The following is an 18146-nucleotide window of genomic DNA, read 5'->3' as shown; positions in this document are numbered from 1 at the left end:
AGCCTTTAGCTCCTCTCGATCACATGTCGCTGGGCGAAATCGAGTTCCAGGCGGACCTGCTTGATGCGCTCTTCCACCACGAGGGAGCCGTGCCCGGCGTCGTAGCGGTAGACCTCGTGCGGATGGGCGCGGCTCTCCAGGCGCTGGACGTAGTTCTCCACCTGCTGGATCGGGCAGCGTGGGTCGTTGACGCCGGCCGAGATGTAGACAGGGGCCCGCACCGCGTCCACATACGTCAGCGGTGACGACGCCTCGAAGCGGTCCGGGACCTCCTCAGGGGTGCCGCCCAGCAGGGTCCGGTCCATCGCCTTGAGGGCTTCCATCTCGTCGTTGTACGCCGTGACGTAGTCCGCGACCGGAACCGCCGCCAGGCCCACGGCCCAGGCGTCCGGCTGAGTACCGAGCCCCAGCAGTGTCAGATAGCCGCCCCAAGAGCCGCCCGCCAGCACCAGCCGCTCCGGATCGGCCAGCCCGGACGAGACCGCCCACTCACGCACCGCGGCGATGTCCTCCAGCTCGATCAGCCCGACGCGGTGCTTGAGCGCATCCGTCCAGGCGCGGCCGTAGCCGGTCGAGCCGCGGTAGTTGACGCGTACGACCGCGAAGCCGTGGTCCACCCAGGCCGCGGGCGACGAGGCGAACGCGTCGCTGTCGTGCCAGGTCGGACCGCCGTGTATGTCGAACACCGTCGGGAAGGGACCTTCGCCCGCCGGCTGCTGCACCAGCGCATGGATGCGGCCACCGGGGCCCTCCACCCAGACATCCCGCACCGGCACCGACCCGGGCGCCTTCATACCGGGCGGGTCCAGCACGACCTCGCCGCTCGTCGACCGCACCTCCGGGGGCTGGGCCGCCGACGACCACAGGAACTCCACCGTGCCGTCCGGCCGCGCCGTGGCGCCCGAGACCGAGCCGGCCGGGGTCTCGACCCGGGTCAGCCGACCACCGGCTGCGGCCGCCGCAGCACCGGCACCGGCCGGGGCGCCGTTGCCGTCCGGCGTGCCCAGCTCATAGCGCCACAGCTCGCTCCGTGCCTGGTACTCGTGCTCCACCAGCAGCGCCGACCCGTCGGGATACCAGTCGGCACCCACATCTCCGGGAAGGTCGATGTCCAGGGCCGTCTCCACCCCGGTCAGCGGGTCCCAGATCATCGGCTCCCAGCGGCCCCGCCGCTGATGCCCGACCAGCAGCCGGGAATCCCCGTCGACCGGCGCGAAGCCCATCACCGACAGGCCCAGTTCCTCGGTCCCGCCCTTGGTGTCGTCCAGCTCCGCGACCGTGGAGCCGTCGGGCCGTACGACGCGGATCGCGGAGTGCATCGCATCGCCGTGCTCGGTGTGCTCAAGGGCGATCAGCGAGCCGTCGTGCGCGAGATCGCCGACGCCCGCTGACTCGCGGTGCCGGTAGATCTCGACCGGAGGCTCCCCCGGCCGGACGACATGGACCGTCGAGCCCTCCTCGTCCGTCGAGCACCCGACGACCGACGTCCCGTCGCGGCCGATCGCCAGCCCGCCGGGATACGAGGGGGTGAGACCAGGGGTCGCCGGCTCATCCGGGCCGCCCTCGAACGGCTGCCGCATCCAGACGCCGAACTCATCGCCGTCGGTGTCCGAGAACCACCAGATCCACCGGCCGTCCGGCGACAGCGTCCCGTCCGTGGTGCCGTTCGGCCGGTCCGTGGCCTGCCGCTGCTCGCCGGTGGCCCGGTCCCAGGCATAGAGCTCGAAGGTGCCGGTGGCGTTCGAGACGAACAGGGAACGGTCCGGGGCGTCCTCGGCCCAGTCCGGCAGCCCGATCCGCGGCGCGCGGAAGCGCTTCTCCCAGTCCGGCATCGCGGCGTCCACGCCACCGGGGGACGCCGAGCCTGTCGCGCCCGTCGCCGACCCCTCCGCCCCCGCTATGGGGCCGGCCGCGCCCGTCCTCGTCCCGGCCGCCTGCCGGGTGTCGGTCGTCGAAGGGTGCGGAGTGGTGGTGTCGGGGCCTGGGGCTGGGGTCGTCTCGTCAGTCATGGGCCCATTCTGCGCCCGGTGCAAAAAATCCGTTGGCGAGGGCCACAAGCCTGTGGATAACTTCGCCGAATGCGAAAAATTACGGGCCCCGAGGACTGGCGGGAGGCCAATCGTGCGAGGTGGGACGAACGTGTCCCCATCCACACCGCGAGTGATTATTACGACCAGGACCGATTTCGCCGGGCCCGGGACGTGCTCCGTGATTTCGAGATCGCCGAGGTCGGCGACGTCACCGGGCGGTCCCTCCTCCACCTCCAGTGTCACTTCGGCCAGGACACCCTCTCCTGGGCCCACCGCGGCGCGGCCCGCGTCGTCGGCCTGGACTTCTCCGAGCCGGCCATCGAAACCGCCCGCGGACTCGCCACCGAGCTCGGCTACGGCCCCGACCGCGCGGCGTTCGTCGCCGCCGATGTCTATGACGCCGCCGAAGCCGTCCCCGACGCCGCGTACGACATCGTCTACACCGGCATCGGCGCCCTGAACTGGCTCCCGGACGTGGCGCGTTGGGCCGACACCGCCGCCTCCCTCGTCGCCCCCGGCGGCTTCCTCTACCTCGCCGAATTCCATCCGCTCTGCGACGTCTTGGACGACGAGACCGGATCGCGTATCGTTCACGACTACTTCAGCCGCGACGCATGGGTGGACGAACTCCCCGGCACCTACGCGGACTTCGGCGCACCGACGGTCAAGAACCGCAGCGTCGAATGGCAGCACCCGCTCGGCGATGTCGTCTCCGCCCTGGCCGCCACCGGTCTGCGCATCGACTTCCTGCACGAACACGACAAGACGATGTTCCAGCGGTTCACCGCGCTGCGCCGCGACGACGACGGCTACCACCGCTTCCCCGGCGACCGCCCCCGCATCCCCCTCATGTACTCGCTGAGGGCCAGCCGCCCGCGCTGATGGGGGCCGGGCGCCGGGCGCCGGCCACCCGCCCACGCTCCGGTCGTACGCCCCGCCCCGCCCCGGACCCGACCCGGACCCGGACCCGCCGCCCCGACAGGGCCATGGGCCGCCGCCGACCGCCCACCCCCGGGCGGCTAATCTTCGGACCGGCCCGGACCGGCCCGGCCCGGCCCGACGGCGCCCCGGCCGGGCCCTGCCCACCGGCACCACCCCGGCCCACCGGCCCCGCCGGTCCGCGCGTCGAGTGACGTGACAACGGCCGTGTGGTGCGTGCGGCACCACGCGGCACACAACAACGGGGGTTTCACCGTGCGCATGCCCATACGTATTGCGGGCGCTGTCAGCGTCAGCGCGCTCATGCTGCTGACCGTGGGGTGCGCCGGTCCGGGCGCCGGCAAGGCGAAGCCGGGGGCGTCGGAAGCCGTCACGCCCACCAAGCCGCTGCGGATGAAGGCCGTACCCCGCCCGGCCACCTGGACCGACTCCGACGACAAGGCGCACCAGCTGCGGATCACGCCCACCCGGCTGGCCCGCGGCTCGGACTCCGACCTGGCACACATCCAACTCGACGACGACCTCAAGGGGATGGTGCCGTACTACCTCACCTTCTCCTACACCAACACCGGCAAGAAGACGGTGAGCGAAGTGGACCCGGCGCGGAACTTCTCCGTGAACGGGGCGGACGGCCAGGCCGCCGAGCAGGTCTCCCTGTTCCAGAGCAACCCGATGGCCACCGGCTCGGGCCTGCCGCCCGAGTGCCGCGAGAGCGGCGCGTCCGAACTGGCGGCCGGTGCCACGGCGGCGATCTGCCGGATCTTCATGCTGCCGAAGGACCAGCGGCCGGCGACCGTCTCGTACAAGGACGACGGCGGTGACACCCTCATCTGGCAGGTCGGCGGCGGCAAGGGCGGCGCGTCCGCCGGAGTGCTGCCCGCGGGCAGGCCCGCCGACGGCATCACCGAGGACAGCCGCAGCCGTCCCGTCCCGCTGCTCATCACACCGAAGGGCGTGCGCGCCGGCTCCCTCGCCGATCTGAGCCGCTTCGACCTGGATGCGGACGAGAAGAAGCTGATCCCGTACTACGTGACGATGCAGTACCGGAACAGCGGCAAGTACGACCTGCTGCCCAGCATGAGCGACGGGGTGACGCTGCGTACCAGGGGCGGTCAGACGGTGCAGAAGCTGACGCTGATCGACATCGGCGGCCCCGGGGTCGGCCAGTGCCCCGATGCCGTCCCGGACGAGATGGTCAAGCCGGGCGGCACGGTCACCGAGTGCTCCATCCACCTGCTGCCGAAGGGCGATGCCCCGGCCGCCGTCGTCTTCACCGGCGAGGGGGAGGGCGCGAAGCAGGTCACCTGGCGGGCGCCGGTGGACGACGACAAGTAGCGGCGGCAGACGGGGGCCCCGTGCGGAGAACCGCTCCACACGGGGCCCTTGTCCGCGTCGGCGCCTGCACGGGGCCCTTGTCCGCATCGGCCGTGCGCTGTCCGTACGGGCGTACGGGGCGTTACCGCAACCGCAGCGGCAGGGAATCGAGCCGCCAGCTGCCCGGCAGCGGTGTCCTTTCCAGTTGTTCCGGTGCGACGCCCAGCGACACCTCCGGGTAGTGCGCGAAGAGCTTCTCGAACGCGACTTCGCCCTCCTGTTTGGCGAGGGTGGCGCCCAGGCAGTAGTGCATCCCGTGGCCGAAGCCCACATGGTTCTCGGCGTGGCCGGCGGGGTGACGGGTCAGGTCGAGACGTTCGGGGTCGGTGTAGTGGCGGGGGTCGAAGTTGGCCGATACCAGGATCAGTTGTACGGCGTCGCCCTTACGGATCTTCGTCCCGGCGATGTCGACATCCTCGGACGCAAACCGCATCTGGGTCATATGGACCGGCCCGCACCAGCGCAACAGCTCGTGGACGGCACGGGGAAACAGAGCCGGGTCGTCCCTGAGCAGCCGCAGCTGGTCGGGGTGGGTGAGCAGCGCCGCCGTGCCGTTGCCTATGAGGTGCGCGGTGGTCTCGTGGCCGGCGAGCACCACCGTGAGGATCATGGTGACCATCTCGACGTCGCTGAGCCGGCCGCCGTCGTCGTCATGGGCACGGATCAGCTCGCTGAGCAGATCGTCCGTGAGCGCCCCGCGCCGCTCGCGGATCAGCTCATGGATGTGCTCGATCATCGCCGGGAACGAGGTGCTGAGCCGGTCCGGCTGCAGTGAGACGAGGTCGGCACCCCACTTCCGCCACTGCGGACGATCCTCTTCGGCTATGCCGACCAGGTCGCAGATGACGGTGATCGGCAGGGGGTAGGCGAAGTGCTTGATGAGGTCGACCACGCCGTCCTCGGCGTACTCGGGAAGCCGGGTCAGCAGCTCGTCGGCGATCTGCTCGACCCGCGGCCGCAGGTCGGTGATCTTGCGTGCCGTGAAGGCGCGCGACACCAGACGGCGCAGCCGGGTGTGGTCGGGAGCGTCGTTGTTCAGAATCGAACCGAGCAGATACGGCCGGAAATGCTCGGGCAGCCCCATCATCTCCAGCAGCCTGGCCGTGGGGCTGTCGTCGAACGAGCGCCCCAGGGAGGGGGCCGTCGGATCGTTCAGGAACCGCTGGTCGCGCAGGACTTGGCGGACTTCCTCGAAGCGCGTCACGAGCCAGACGGGTGAGTCGTCCATGAACCGGCCCCGTACGACCGGCCCTTGCTCACGCAGTGCGCCATAACCACCGAACGGATCGGCGATCAGCGCCGGGTCCATCACATTCGGCTCGCCCGGGTGTTTCCCGACATGCGCGGCGAACGGTGAGCTGGATAATGCCGACATCTCTTGATCTCCTCCGGGTTTGGGAGTTGGCCCGTGGGTCCGGGTGGGACCCGGCCGGGCCGGGGCGTGGACGTGGCTCTTTTCTTTCGCGGAACGCGCGGGAGCAGTCGTGGCCGGATATCCGTCAGGCGGAGTCAGTTGGGTGGAGCCGGATGGGAAGGATTCCGCCCCGTGGAGCCGGCGTCATGAAGCCGCTCGCAGGGAGCTCATTGCGCGCATCCGAAGCGGTAGGCATACACCGCATCGATCCGTCGCCCAGGAATGCGCTGCGCAGCTTCAGTCGCGTATCTGCCGGCGCATCTCCTGTGCGCAGAATTCGGTGAATTGCTCATAGACGGCGAGGATTTCGGGAGCGGCCGCGGCGGCGCGGAACCGGGCGGAAGCGGCGTCCGGTCCGGAGCCTGAGCCCGGACCGGTGCCGGAGCCCAGGTCAGAGCCGGGATCCGAGCCGGCGCCGGCCGGCACCTCCAGCGCGCTGCGGAGGGTGTGGGCGAGAATTTCGGCACGCGCCTCCAGGCTGTCCGGGGCGCGATCGGCGAGCAGCGCCTCGGACAGGAAGAAGCCGGTGGCCGTCGCCAGCAAGCTGTAGTGCTGGTGTTGTACGTCGGTGTCGTCGCGGACCAGACCGTGGGCACGGAGCACTTCCAGATGACGACGCAGATTCCGGTCGGCCTGGACCATCAGCTCCGTGAAGTCCTTCTTCGCGGTCTCGGTCAGCCGGCCGAGGATATCGGCGTCATCGGTGTAGAGCGCGCGCAATACCGGTTCAGCCTGGCATTCGAGGAAGTTCCGGCGCATCATCCGGCTGGGCAGCAGCTCCAGCGGATCTTCCCGCATGCGCGCCAACTGCCGTTGGTGCATTCGGAATTGAGCCCTCAGCACGACGGCGAGGAGCAGTGAGTCCTTGGTCTTCCAGTGCAGATAAACCGTGCCCTTGCCGACCTTGGCGCGGCGGGCGATCTCATCGATCGTCACTCGCCCGTAGCCCCAGGCGAGCAGCAACTCGCCTGCCGCGTCCAGGATGCGGTCAGCGCGTTGCTCTCGTTCCACGCCATGCCCCCCTCGACTCCATGACCAGATTTCGAATCCGGTCACACAGTCAAAGCTAGGTCGGACGGAGCCAGGGGATAAGGGTGTTTTCAGTCACCGGCCGGGACGGCGATCCCGGACGCCCAGGCGGGGCCAGGTGTTAGAACACTCTCAGGCCGAGGCGGTTGAACGCCGCGTTGCAGAGGTCGCAATACCGGGCAAAGTTCACCAGTGTTAACCGCCTGACCTGCACAAACGCGACCTGGGTGCAGGGGGTCGGCCGCCGGTCCGGAGGCTTGTCACTCAGACAAGGGATCTTGGGAGCAGGCCGCTACCCGAGATCGGTGATGAGTACACTCGCCGACCATGTGTGAGGCCAGCCGGAACGCAAAACGGCAGAAAATACGTGTTTCCCAGTCATGTGCCGATCCTTCCGTCCGGCACGAAAAGGTGCTGCGGAACTCGGTCGCCGCGCTCGGAGTCGCCCCCCGCCGGGCGTCCGCCGCGGCTGCCGACGGCGTCCCGACGCTCCTCACGCGCGCCGCGGCGGCCTCGGCGGCCGCCGCCGGCGCGGCCGGCCGCAGACACCCCACCCTGACCATGGCCGAGGTCACCCCGGCCGCAACGTGAGGCGCCGTTCGAACCGCGCCCGGCACGCGCAGTCCCGTGACCCGCGCGGTCACTGGCTGCTGCTGATGCTCATCCTGCCCCTCGCCTTCGGCGCCCTGCTCTTCGAGGGCTGGACCACACACGAGGTCGACGCCGCGAAGACCCGGCGCGACTGCACCACCCCGGTGCCGAGCGCGGTGGACAAGGGCGGCCCGGTGGTGCGCCTCAACGGTGACAAGGTGAAATCCGCCGGGATGCCCGTCCGTAACGTGGCGCTCACCTATGACGGGGGCCCCGACCCCGTATGGACGCCACGTCTGCTCGATCTGCTGCGCAAGCATCATGCGAAGGCCACCTTCTTCCTGCGCGGCGCCGAGGTCGCCCAGCACCCGGACCTGGTGCGGCGGATCCAGGCCGAGGGGCATGAGATCGGCTCGAACACCTACACCGGCGCGGTCATGGGCTCGGCATCGGACTTCCGGGCGGGGCTGGAGCTGGAGCTGACGCAGAAGGCGCTGGCGGGCACGGCGGGTATCCGCACCAACCTGCTGAGGCTGCCGCAGACCACCGCGGTGGACACGATGTGCGGCGGCGAGTGGAAGGCGGCCCAGCGGGCCGGCGCGGAGGGCTACACGCTGGTGGCCGCCGACCGGTGGTTCCGTAAGCCGTCACAGGGTGTGATCCGGCAGTTCAGCCAGAACGATGTCGCCTACAGCGACACCAAAAAGCTGCTCAATAACCCCAGAATCGACAAATTCACCACGGTGACCTGGGGGGCCGGGCTGCCCGCGGCCGATGCGCCGGCGCCCGTCTATGAGCGCTGGCTGGGCAAGGCGCTGGTGTGGACCAAGGCCCTCGGGCATGGGTTCGTGAACGGGATGACCTGGGTGCTGGGCATCGCGGGCGGTCTGGGAGTGCTGCGGCTGGCCTCGCTCGTCTTCTTCGCCCGCGCCCATGTGCGGCGACTGGTGCGCTTCCGCCCGGGCTCTCCCTGGCTGCGCGAGATCGTCGACCCGGTGACGGTCCTGGTGCCCGCCTACAACGAAGCGGCCGGCATCGCGTCCACCGTCCGTTCGCTGCTCGCCTCCACCCACCCGCAACTACAGATCATCGTGATCGACGACGGGTCGACGGACGAAACCGCGGACATCGCCGCCGCCATCGACGACCCCCGCGTGGAGGTGATCCGCCAGCCCAACTCGGGCAAGGCGGCCGCCCTCAACACCGGTCTGGCCCACGCGCGGTGCGACATCGTGGTCATGGTCGACGCCGACACCGTCTTCGAGCCGGACGCCATCTACCGGCTCGTCCAGCCGCTCGCCCACCCGGCCGTGGGCGCCGTCAGCGGAAACACCAAGGTCGGCAACCGCCGCCGCCTGCTGGGCAGATGGCAGCACCTGGAGTACGTCTTCGGCTTCAACCTCGACCGGCGGATGTTCGAAGTGCTGGAGTGCATGCCGACGGTCCCCGGCGCCATCGGCGCCTTCCGCCGGGACGCGCTGATGGGCGTCGGCGGGGTCAGCGAAGAGACCCTCGCCGAGGACACCGACCTCACCATGGCCCTGTGGCAGGCGGGCTGGCGGGTGGTCTACGAGGAGTCCGCGATCGCCTGGACCGAAGTGCCCACCTCGCTGAGCCAGTTGTGGCGGCAGCGGTACCGCTGGTGCTACGGCACGCTCCAGGCCATGTGGAAACACCGCCGTGCCGTGTTCGAGGTGGGCCCGGCCGGCCGCTTCGGACGCCGCGGGCTGAGCTACCTCACGCTCTTCCAGGTCGCGCTGCCCCTGCTCGCACCGATCGTCGACGTCTTCGCCCTGTACGGGGCGCTCTTCCGCGGTCCGGTGCTCTCGGCCGGGGTGTGGGTCGGCTTCCTCGCCCTCCAACTGGCCTGCGCCGGATACGCCCTCAAGCTCGACGGCGAGCCGGTGCGGGAGCTGTGGGCGATGCCGTTCCAGCTCTTCGTCTACCGGCAGCTGATGTACCTGGTGGTCATCCAGTCCGTGGTGGCCTTCCTGCTCGGCACCAGGCTGAAGTGGCAGCGCATGCACCGCTCCGGCACCGCCGCGCAGCACATCGGCCAGCCGGTCGCGTACGAGAGTCTGCCGTCGAGATGACCGTCGTCCGTACGCCCTCAGGGGGCCCGCCCGGTTCAGCACCGGACGGCCCCCCTGAGGAGCACGGCCGGGCGCTCCCCACCCGCCGCCGGACCGCGCATTTCCCGCATTCACCCCATTCGCTTGTGCAGATCCGCGCACCATTTGGTGAAGAGCGGATGAGCATGCAGACTGCCGCGCATGACTGATTGGCTGGAGGGGCCGCTCGACGGGAACTGGCGCGGCGGCGAAGCGCAGGCGGAGCACATCAGCGGGCAGATATGGAGCCCGGCCGACCACCCGCCTCAGGTACACCAGGCGCCGCCACCGAACCTCGGCCCGCCCGGCGCCGCCCCACAGGCGCCGGTACCGGTACCCCCACCCCGCTTAAACGGTCACCCCGGCAACGGTCACCCCGGCAACGGTCACCCCGGCAACGGTCACCCCGGCAACGGGCGCCCCGGCAACGGGCGCCCCGCGGCCCGCACCGGCCCTACGGGCCCCGGCGGCGGCACCCCCGGCCGCGGCAGGCGCGCCGCGAGCCCTCCCAGCCGGCGCCGCCGGATCACGCGGGCGCTGATCGTCCTGGCCACCGTGCTGGGCCTCGGCTCCGCGGGCACCTACGTCTGGGCCGACACCGAGCTCAACCGCGAGGTCGACCTGGGCAAGATCGCGGACCGCCCGTCGTCCGGCGGGGGAACCAACTATCTGATTGTGGGCTCCGACAGCCGGGTGGGTCTCTCCGACCGCGCCAGGAAGAATCTGCACACCGGCGGCTCGGCCGACGCCGGTCGCCGCACCGACTCGATGATCCTTCTGCACACAGGTGAACACGGAACGACGATGGTGAGTCTGCCGCGTGACTCGTGGGTGACCATCCCGTCGCACATCCGCCCCGAGACCGGCAAGCACTACCGCGCGTCGAAGAACAAGCTCAACGCGGCGTTCTCGTTCGGCGGCCCCGACCTGCTCGTCCGGACCATCGAGCACAACACCGGCGTGCACATCGACCACTACACGGAGATCGGCTTCGCCGGCTTCGTCGGCATCGTGAACGCGGTCGGCGGTGTGCCGATGTGCCTGGACCGGGACATCAAGGACGAGAAGTCGGGCGCGGACCTGAAGAAGGGCTGCCACACACTCGACGGCCGTACGGCGCTCGCCTTCGTCCGCCAGCGCCACCAGGAGGCCAAGGGCGACCTGGGCCGCGGCGAGAACCAGCAGAAATTCCTGGCCGCACTCGCAAAGAAGGCCGCCACCCCCGGCGTCCTGCTCGACCCGTCCACCGTCTACCCGACCATGAGCGCGGGCCTCGGCACCCTCATCGTGGACAAGGACACCGGCCTGCCGAACCTCACCGCCCTCTTCAAGGCGATGAAGGCCGTCACGACAGGCGACGGCAAGCGCCTCACCGTCCCCGTATCGAACCTCGCCTTCCAAACCCCCAAGGGCAGCGCCGTGAAGTGGAACACGCGCCTCGCAAACCAACTCTTCACCGAACTGAACAATGACCGTCCGGTGACGGTGGGGGCGAAGAAGTGACCGCGTCCGGCAGGGGGCGGCCGGATGAGGGTGGGCGAGGGGACCCGGCGGCCACACGGGCCAGGAGCCCTCTGTCACCCATGCCCTCGGCCCCGCGGCCGCCGCGTTCGCTTCATGCGCTTTGGTCCTCATGCAGCGCCAGCAGCCCCTTGGAGAGGGCGACGGCGACGGCGGAGGCGCGGTCGTTCACCTCTAGTTTGTGGAACATCCGGCGCATGTGAGTTTTGACGGTCGCCTCCGAGACATGCAGGGACGCGGCGATCCTGGAGTTGGACTGGCCGCGGGCGACAAGTTCGAGGACCTCACGCTCGCGCTGCGAAAGCGCGGGTGGCGTCGTAGGAGACACGACCTCGGAGACGAGGTGGGGCAGGGTGCGTGGCGAGACGGGGACCGCACCGTGCACCACCTGGCCGACACCGGTCACGATCTCGTCCGTCGAGCAATCCCTGAGCAGGAAGCCGCGGGCACCCGCCTTGAGCGCGGTGACGACCTGCCCCGGGTCCTCGGCGAGGGCGATGACGGCTGCCTTGCCGCCCTGCCGCCGGAGGGCATCGACCAGGTCGGGGATGTGCGAACCGCCGCAGCCGGGCGTCAGTTCGGCGATCACGGCGTCGGGCTCGGCGCGCAGGATGTCCGTCAGGCCCTCCGCCACAGTGGGCGCGGTGGCCACCACCGTCATGTCGGGGCGTATGTCGACGACCGAGGCCAGACCGGCGACGGTGATGGGGTGCGAGGCGATGATGGCCACCCTGATCCCCGCGGCCTGCGAAACGTTCATCGCTCGCCCCCGCCGTTCCGGCGAAGCACGAGATGGGCGACGGTGTTCATCTGCGCGCCGGAGCCGGGACGGGCGCCCGCGGAGGCGAGCAGGCCGCCGATACGCGGAGCCCGCGCCCATATCCGCCGGGCTTGCGGGGTGCCGGGGCCGTGCCCGCCGAGCCCGCCCTGGTACACCTCGGACCGGACGTCAAGCACCTGGCGTTCGACCTCGGCCGCCACAGCGCGGAGTTCCGGCAGGGACATGGACGCGGCGAGCTGGTCGCGCAGATAGGCCTGTTCGGAGGCGTCTCGAGCACCGAGCGCAGCGGGGACCGTCCGGCCGTCCCAGTCCTCGGGGCGCAGGAGATCGACGACGTAGCAGTGGCCTCCCGGTGTCAGCATCCCGGCCAGGGCGTGTACGACGGTGAAGGGATCGCGCATCAGTGCCAGGCTCAGGTGGACCAGGATCAGGTCGAAACGGCCGAAGCGGTGGTCCGCCGGGTCCGCCAGGTCTTCGGCGGCAACAGCGTGGACATGAATTCTTCGGCCGGGACCCAGAAGGCGGCGGGCGGACCGTACCGCGGTCTCGCTGGGGTCAATGCCGACCAGCTCGGCGTCGGGTAGGTGCTGACGGATCCGTGCGAGGCTCCCCCCGGTGCCGCAGCCCACATCGAGAACACGGGAGGGCGGGTGTTCTCCCAGGACCAGTCCCACCTCCACACAGAGGGCGCGGGACAGCTCCGTCTCCCGGTCGTCGTAGCACGTGCTCACGGCTGCCATCGAAGGGTGCTCGAACCATTTCCGTGCCTGGTCCCGCTTCCCTTCCCCGGCGCGTAACGTCCGATGGACTAAGTTCCGCTCGTTGATGTCGGACTCCTCGATATCGAGACAAGGGCACGGGAAACCGGAGGGCTCCTTGCCCGAGTTCTGAAGGCGGTGGTCGTCGGTCCAACAGAGGACGGGTGGGCACGGGGAAAGACGGAAGCCACTGTCCGTGCGTTGCATCGTGGTGGGCGCGACGGACAGAACGCCCGGGGCGCGGAAGCCGTACGCAGACGGGTGGGACCTCCGACGACACCGCGGCCGGCCTCGTGGGCGGCGGGGGACACCTGCCGGCCCCGCGGCGCCGTCACCGGCACGAAGATCTGTCGCGTTCACGCGTACGACCGCCCTCCCCCGTTACAGCAGTCCCGTCGCAGCGCCGTAGCCGGCGCCGGGCTCACGAGGATTCGTGACCGGGCGCTTGGGCACAGGACGCAGTCCCCAGGTCCCCACACAAGCTCGTCGCCCCGTCTGTGCCCCCCGACACCCGAACCGTCGTCACTTCCCGCCGCTGCAGGATTCCATGGAGTCAGGCATGGAATCGCTCACCCGGGCCACGAGAACGGCGCGGGAACACAGGTGGCCAGGCAGAAACACACCCCGGTCATGACTTGTCCCTATGCTAGATCGGTCCTTTCGAGGTTGCGGGTCCTTCCGGCCAGAGATTCGCTCACCAGCTCGAGGCCGGTGTCCTGTAACGCCGTTCAGTCCCAGCCGCCCGGAGCGGGCAGGCGCGGGATCTCCTCCACGGGCCCGGAGGTTCCCCGCCTCCGGACGTCGCGCCGTACCGGAGCCGCGACGGCCAGGACACCGTTGTGCGCGATATGCGCGAGGGCCGCCGCCGGCAGACCGCCGGTCGCCGCGGCGACCGTGAAGAGCATCGCGGTGACAGCCACGTACGGCAGGGAACGCCAGCCGGAGTTCGGCAGGTGGAGAAGGCAGAAGGCGACCAGGCACAGCGCGATCGCCGGCGGGAGCGGGATCCCCAGCGCGGTCAGCGCCACCGGTCCGGCCATGCGCCACAGGATCTCCTCCCCCAGGGCGCAGCCCGCCAGGTGCGCGCCCTCCACCGCGCGCTCACGACGGCCTGCCCGGGGCCTGCCGTGACGGCGCCTCAGGGGCCGCCCGGTGCACCGCGCGGCCGCCCACGGGAGCGCAACTCCCGCCGCGACGGCCGCCACCAGGATGGCCGGTTCCCATGGTGGCCAGGCCATGAGGGAGACCGGCCACGCCGCGTCCGCGGGGGACTCCGCTGCTCCCCATGGAACGGTGAAGGCCGCCGGGCCGGCACCGATGGCGAGCACCGCGCAGAGCGCGAGCAGCATCGTCGCCCTGTCGTAGCGACGCAGCCGATTGTGGGAGCGCAGGTGCCGAAGCAGCCGCGGAACGGCGGTGTGCGCGGCGAGGGCGCCGAGGGCCAGGACGCTCCCCGCCGTGGCGGGGAGCAGGGCGGCGGTCATGCCGTCGGCGGCCCGGGACGGTCTGCGGTGCCCTCGTCGGCAGGCGGGCCGAGCAGTACGACGTAGAGCGGGGACTCGTTCACCCCGTCGTAGTCCATGTCGGCCGTGAAGTCGTCGTCCAGGAAGCCGCCGATCGGGCGGGAGGCGAGCCCGTAGGCGGTACCCAGGAGCAGCAGGTTCTGCCCCAGATGACCGGCCTCCAGCAGGCAGAACCGCAGGGAGCGCTGGCCGTACTTGAACCGGGAGCGCCAGAAGGAGGCACCGATGACGAGCATGGCCGCCGCGTCGCCTGCCATCTCGGGCTGGAGCGTTGCCAGGTGGAGTGCCTCATGGTCGACCTCCCGCAGCCAGGTGAGGCCGTGGCGGAACGGGTCGTAGTGGTGCAGCCCGGGTCGCAGGCCCTCCACACGCTGGGCGATCACGTAGAGGTCGAGGGGATAGAGAGCACCCCCCGAGGGGACGGGCCGGCGGGGCCACCCCTGGACCAGGCGGACCCGGTACGAGCGCTCCAGCATCCCGGAGAGTACGGGCAGCGGCAGTTCGCCGGGGCCGAAGGTCTCGGAGCTGCGCCGGGCGTCGATGACGCCGGCGAGATCTGCCTGCAGCGGCGCCGGGTCCGGCAGGGGTATGAGCGAGCGGCTGGGGTTGAGGCGGGCCGCGCGCTGCGTCAACAGCCGCAGTTCCTCCGATTTGTCGAGGGCGACGCCACCAGGGACGTCCCAGCTCAGGGCTCGGAGATGGAGCTTGGAGGCTTCGAAGTAGCACTCCATGGGGTCGTCGAGCGGGGGAGGCGACTCACCGTAGACGGCGTCGATGAGGTTCGCCCCGTGCAGGTTCTCTGTTTCGGGCATGGTCGCCTCCGGCTCAGGGATAGGGGTGCGGGAAGGGGTTCAGCTCGGCGTCGGTCAACGGTCCGCCGAGCAGGCCCAGTTCGACCGGCCGGGAGCGCAGACGCGGTGGTCCGATGAACCGCGCCCGGAAGGAGGAGTCGAGCGGGACCAGCGCGGGAGCGAAGACCCGAGCCACGATGAGGCCGGCGTCATAGACGTCGGGGCTGGTGGCGTCGGCGAGGTACACGTCGATGCCCTGACGGTGGAGCCGTTCCAGGACGGCGCGAGCCAGGGCGCGCGGACGGTGGTCGGGCAGTACGGGCAGGTCCGCGACGGCCACCCGCTCCGTGCTCGCGTCCAGGAACTCCGTCTCGTGCTCCAGTCCTGGCCCGGCATAGAGGCGCACATGGTCGTCGAAGCGATGCACCTCGGCCGCGAAGTCGGTGTCCGGGGGCAGGAGGTTGCCCTCGCGCTGCTCGGCCCGCATCCACACCCGTGTCTGGAACGCCTCGATGACCGATTTGACGATCGCCCGCTGCGGAGTACCGGCCGCGGCACCGCCGACCGCGATCGGGCTGATGTCAGTGACACGGTTCCGCACGACGGTCAGCACGGCGGGAACGTCGCAGAAGCGACTCAGGTCGACCAGGGAGACATCCAGTCCGGCCGGCCGGACATGGCGGTCGAAGAACGCCTTGACCTCGGGGTCACTGTCGGGGTCGATGAGCGGCATGCTCAGCCGGTTGTGCCATACGGTGCTGAACCCGTCACGTTCGACGAGTTCCAGCAGTCCCGAGCAGAGAGCTTCGTCCCAGGTACAGCCGGCGGCCAGTCCGTTGCTCGTGCTGTTGGAGATGCGTTCGGCCGTCTCGCGGTGCGGCCCGGACAGGAACACGAGAACGGCCGGGAGCCAGGTGGCGCTCCCGTCCCGCAGATCGGTGCCCCGTATCCAGCTGATGCGGGTGTCCTCGGTGAACCGGGTGAACGGAAACTCCGGGTCGGCGTACTGAGCGTCGGTGAACAGCCTCAGTTGCTCAGGAGAGACGGCCGGTTCGCCCCTGGCGGTCAGCTCCGACCAGGTCGCCTGGACCATGGCCTGCTCCCACCAGTAAACGGCGCTGTACCGCTCCACGGTCTCCGCGATGGCCGAAAGGGTGGCGGAGCGTTCGTCGAGGGAGCCTCCGCCGGCCGCCTGGGCGCAGGGCTCGCCCACGAGGTGCTCGGACTGGCAGGCGCGGGCGCCCACGGCGAAAGCGAAGGCGTCGTCGACGTCGTGCATCTGGCGGTACAACCGGGTTGCTACGCCCACGACTTCGGACAGCAGGGGCCTGAGCAGGCGCTCGGACTCCGCTGCGGGGGTCCACTCCGGCCCTTCTCCCTCAGGGAGCCCGTCCCGTGCGCGGGCGGTGGCGAGGTGATCTGCAGTGGTCGTCAACTCCGCCGCCCTCCGTCCGTGTCGTCGTGGCGGTGCAGGGGCACGCCGGCGTCGGGATGGAACCAGATCATGGGGTAGCCCCGGTCACGGGCCGGTGAGCACTCGGGGCAGCGCGGCACCCGGAACAGGCGGTGGGTGTCCAGCCGGAGCCCGCTGGAGGTCATCTCCAGGGTGTGCATCCCGCCGGGAGTGGCAAGACCGGCGTTGGTGTCGGTGAGTCCGAACCACTCCACGACCCGCTCGACGACCAGCCCTACCTGCATGGTGGTCAGCCCGGGCCACAGGGCCGCGCGCTCTCCGCCGTCGCGTACGGGACGGGCGGCCAGGATGTCGTCGATCAGGGCCCGGTCGGGGAAGGACGCCGCGCGGCGCAGCCGGTAGCACGCGAAACATGCCGACTCGGAGGGCAGCGTCCACGGTCCCACCAGGGCGCGCCGTCCGTCGAACGGAATGACCGGAAGCCAGGTGCGTCCGCTCTTGAGCGCCTGGGTGTTCCACTCGCCCAGGACGGGGTCGCTCTCGCTCTCTCCGGCGACGATCACCACGTCGCGGACGTGGTCGGTCGTCTCCGGTACGGCGTCCGGTACGGCGGCGGTCTCGGTCCGCACACCGGCGTCGCGCAGCGATGTCACCAGGCGTTCGGCGAGCAGTCCCCGGCCCAGGACGGTGGCCGTTCCCTGTTCGAGTCGGGTCTGCACCGTGCGCAGCGGGACATTGCGCAGTACCCGCAGCCACATGCCGACGGCCGCGGGCGGGACGTCATGAAGGTCGTCGGCGGCCTCGTCGCGGTGGAGCAGGCCGGCTTCGGTCATCTGCGTCAGCACGGATTCGAGTGCCAGCCTGCGGGTGTCGTCGATGTCGGAGCCGACATCCAGGGTGCGCCTCCCGTCGGAGAGCACGGTCAGCAGGGCCTCGGTGAAGGCCGGTAGCCGTCCGCCGACGAGGCGGGCGACGTGGTCTCCCTGCCTGATCAGGACCGCGTCCTCGGTCACTTCGACCTTCACGCCGGGATTGACGGCGACGGCGATGCCGTCCTGGGGGCTCATGAGCGTGTTCCTTTCGTCGGGGCGCCGAGCTTGTCGGCGGTGCCGGGGCCTGGCTCCGGCGCGGGTCCGGCGACGGACGCTGCTGCGTGTGCGATGCATGCCTCAAGGGGGCGCGGCGGGCGGCCGAGGGCCTGTTCGACGAGCGGGCTCGTCGGGTGCTCGATACCGATCCACTGCTGGTGGTGGGGCACCCGCAGGGCCACGTCCAGGCTCCATCCGACGCTCACGCACAGGGCGTCGACGAGCTGGGCGGGCTCGAGCACGTGGTAGTCGGCCCGGGACCCCAGGGCCGAGGCCAGCCGATCGACGGCCGTCGCCACCGTCACGGACTCGTGGCCGGTGATCTCGTAGACCCGGCCGGCGCGTCGTGCCGGCTCGGTGGCCAGCACCGCGGCGAGGTCGAGGACGTCCTCGACGGCCAGCCAGGGCACCCGGCCACCGGAGAAGCAGCCGTAGACGGTGGAAAAGTCCTCGATCTGCCGTGCGACCTGGGCGAGGTCCACGTCCATCGGAGCGCAGCGCAGGACGCAGTGGTCCGCGTGGGCCTGGGCAGCCGTGCTCTCGGCTCGGGCAACTTCGGCCAGGTAGGGATTGCTCTCCGCGGCGGTGTCGGCCCCGAGGGCCGAGATGATGATCAGCGGAAGGGACGGGGCGAGCGGATAGCGGCACGCCTCGGCGTGTGCGGTCGGGGTCAGGGACGCCACGTCCACCAGTGCACAGTTGGCTTCGGCAGGATCGCTGACCAAGACCGCCCGGGATGTGGCCTCCAAGGCCCTGTGTAACGCGGGTCGGCCACCGATGAA

15 protein-coding genes are annotated in these 18146 nt (G+C 70.5%); 5 read left to right on the top strand and 10 right to left on the bottom strand.

Annotated features, from left to right (window positions below; all coding sequences use genetic code 11):
* Positions 1-5 precede the first annotated feature (5 nt).
* Entirely contained in the window at positions 6-1832 is a 1827-nt protein-coding gene (locus STRNI_RS19945; protein WP_277413290.1) for a S9 family peptidase, read from the bottom strand.
* A 246-nt stretch (positions 1833-2078) separates the two neighbouring features.
* Between STRNI_RS19945 and STRNI_RS19940 the strand changes: the two genes are divergently transcribed.
* Both STRNI_RS19940 and STRNI_RS19935 read left to right on the top strand, forming a co-directional pair.
* A complete protein-coding gene (locus STRNI_RS19940; protein WP_277411723.1) occupies positions 2079-2912 on the top strand; it encodes a methyltransferase domain-containing protein in 834 nt (277 codons plus the stop codon).
* Positions 2913-3230: 318 nt separating this feature from the next.
* Entirely contained in the window at positions 3231-4304 is a 1074-nt protein-coding gene (locus STRNI_RS19935) for a hypothetical protein (protein ID WP_277411722.1), read from the top strand.
* Positions 4305-4425: 121 nt separating this feature from the next.
* Here the strand turns inward: STRNI_RS19935 and STRNI_RS19930 are convergent, their stop codons facing one another.
* Both STRNI_RS19930 and STRNI_RS19925 read right to left on the bottom strand, forming a co-directional pair.
* Complete coding sequence (locus STRNI_RS19930) at positions 4426-5718, bottom strand: cytochrome P450 family protein (protein ID WP_026169690.1); 1293 nt, start codon at positions 5716-5718, stop codon at positions 4426-4428.
* 276 nt (positions 5719-5994) lie between these two features.
* On the bottom strand, positions 5995-6768 hold the full coding sequence (locus STRNI_RS19925; RefSeq protein WP_277411721.1) for a TetR/AcrR family transcriptional regulator: 774 nt from the start codon (positions 6766-6768) through the stop codon (positions 5995-5997).
* A 429-nt stretch (positions 6769-7197) separates the two neighbouring features.
* Between STRNI_RS19925 and STRNI_RS19920 the strand changes: the two genes are divergently transcribed.
* From STRNI_RS19920 to STRNI_RS19910, 3 genes are all read left to right on the top strand, one after another.
* The gene (locus STRNI_RS19920) at positions 7198-7377 is read left to right on the top strand and encodes a hypothetical protein (RefSeq protein ID WP_277411720.1); all 180 of its coding nucleotides are present in this window, start codon (positions 7198-7200) and stop codon (positions 7375-7377) included.
* Positions 7374-9470 carry a bifunctional polysaccharide deacetylase/glycosyltransferase family 2 protein gene (locus tag STRNI_RS19915; protein ID WP_266440785.1) on the top strand — a complete coding sequence of 699 codons (2097 nt, stop codon included), beginning with the start codon at positions 7374-7376 and terminating at the stop codon, positions 9468-9470. Before STRNI_RS19920 ends, STRNI_RS19915 begins: the two co-directional genes overlap by 4 nt.
* Positions 9471-9650: 180 nt before the next feature.
* Entirely contained in the window at positions 9651-10991 is a 1341-nt protein-coding gene (locus STRNI_RS19910) for an LCP family protein (RefSeq protein WP_277411719.1), read from the top strand.
* A 112-nt stretch (positions 10992-11103) separates the two neighbouring features.
* Here the strand turns inward: STRNI_RS19910 and STRNI_RS19905 are convergent, their stop codons facing one another.
* The 7 genes from STRNI_RS19905 to STRNI_RS19875 form a co-directional block, all read right to left on the bottom strand.
* Positions 11104-11769, bottom strand: a complete 666-nt coding sequence (locus tag STRNI_RS19905) for a LuxR C-terminal-related transcriptional regulator (protein ID WP_159487103.1) — start codon at positions 11767-11769, stop codon at positions 11104-11106.
* A complete protein-coding gene (locus STRNI_RS19900; RefSeq protein ID WP_159487101.1) occupies positions 11766-12521 on the bottom strand; it encodes a class I SAM-dependent methyltransferase in 756 nt (251 codons plus the stop codon). The genes STRNI_RS19905 and STRNI_RS19900 overlap by 4 nt, the downstream gene beginning before the upstream one ends.
* 755 nt (positions 12522-13276) lie before the next feature.
* A complete protein-coding gene (locus STRNI_RS19895; RefSeq protein WP_277411718.1) occupies positions 13277-14032 on the bottom strand; it encodes a CPBP family intramembrane glutamic endopeptidase in 756 nt (251 codons plus the stop codon).
* Complete coding sequence (locus STRNI_RS19890; protein WP_159487097.1) at positions 14029-14883, bottom strand: SagB/ThcOx family dehydrogenase; 855 nt, start codon at positions 14881-14883, stop codon at positions 14029-14031. The genes STRNI_RS19895 and STRNI_RS19890 overlap by 4 nt, the downstream gene beginning before the upstream one ends.
* Before the next feature lie 13 nt (positions 14884-14896).
* Complete coding sequence (locus STRNI_RS19885; protein WP_277411717.1) at positions 14897-16297, bottom strand: YcaO-like family protein; 1401 nt, start codon at positions 16295-16297, stop codon at positions 14897-14899.
* Positions 16294-17343: a TOMM precursor leader peptide-binding protein gene (locus tag STRNI_RS19880; protein ID WP_159487094.1), complete on the bottom strand. Its 1050-nt coding sequence runs from the start codon at positions 17341-17343 to the stop codon at positions 16294-16296. Before STRNI_RS19880 ends, STRNI_RS19885 begins: the two co-directional genes overlap by 4 nt.
* Positions 17340-18047, bottom strand: coding sequence for a Rossmann-fold NAD(P)-binding domain-containing protein (locus STRNI_RS19875; RefSeq protein ID WP_277411716.1), 708 nt, complete (start codon positions 18045-18047; stop codon positions 17340-17342). Before STRNI_RS19875 ends, STRNI_RS19880 begins: the two co-directional genes overlap by 4 nt.
* Positions 18048-18146 lie beyond the last annotated feature (99 nt).

The sequence above is a fragment of the Streptomyces nigrescens genome (genome assembly GCF_027626975.1).
In the GTDB taxonomy this organism is placed as follows: Bacteria; Actinomycetota; Actinomycetes; order Streptomycetales; family Streptomycetaceae; genus Streptomyces; species Streptomyces nigrescens.
This window is presented reverse-complemented; position numbering and strand designations above follow the sequence as displayed.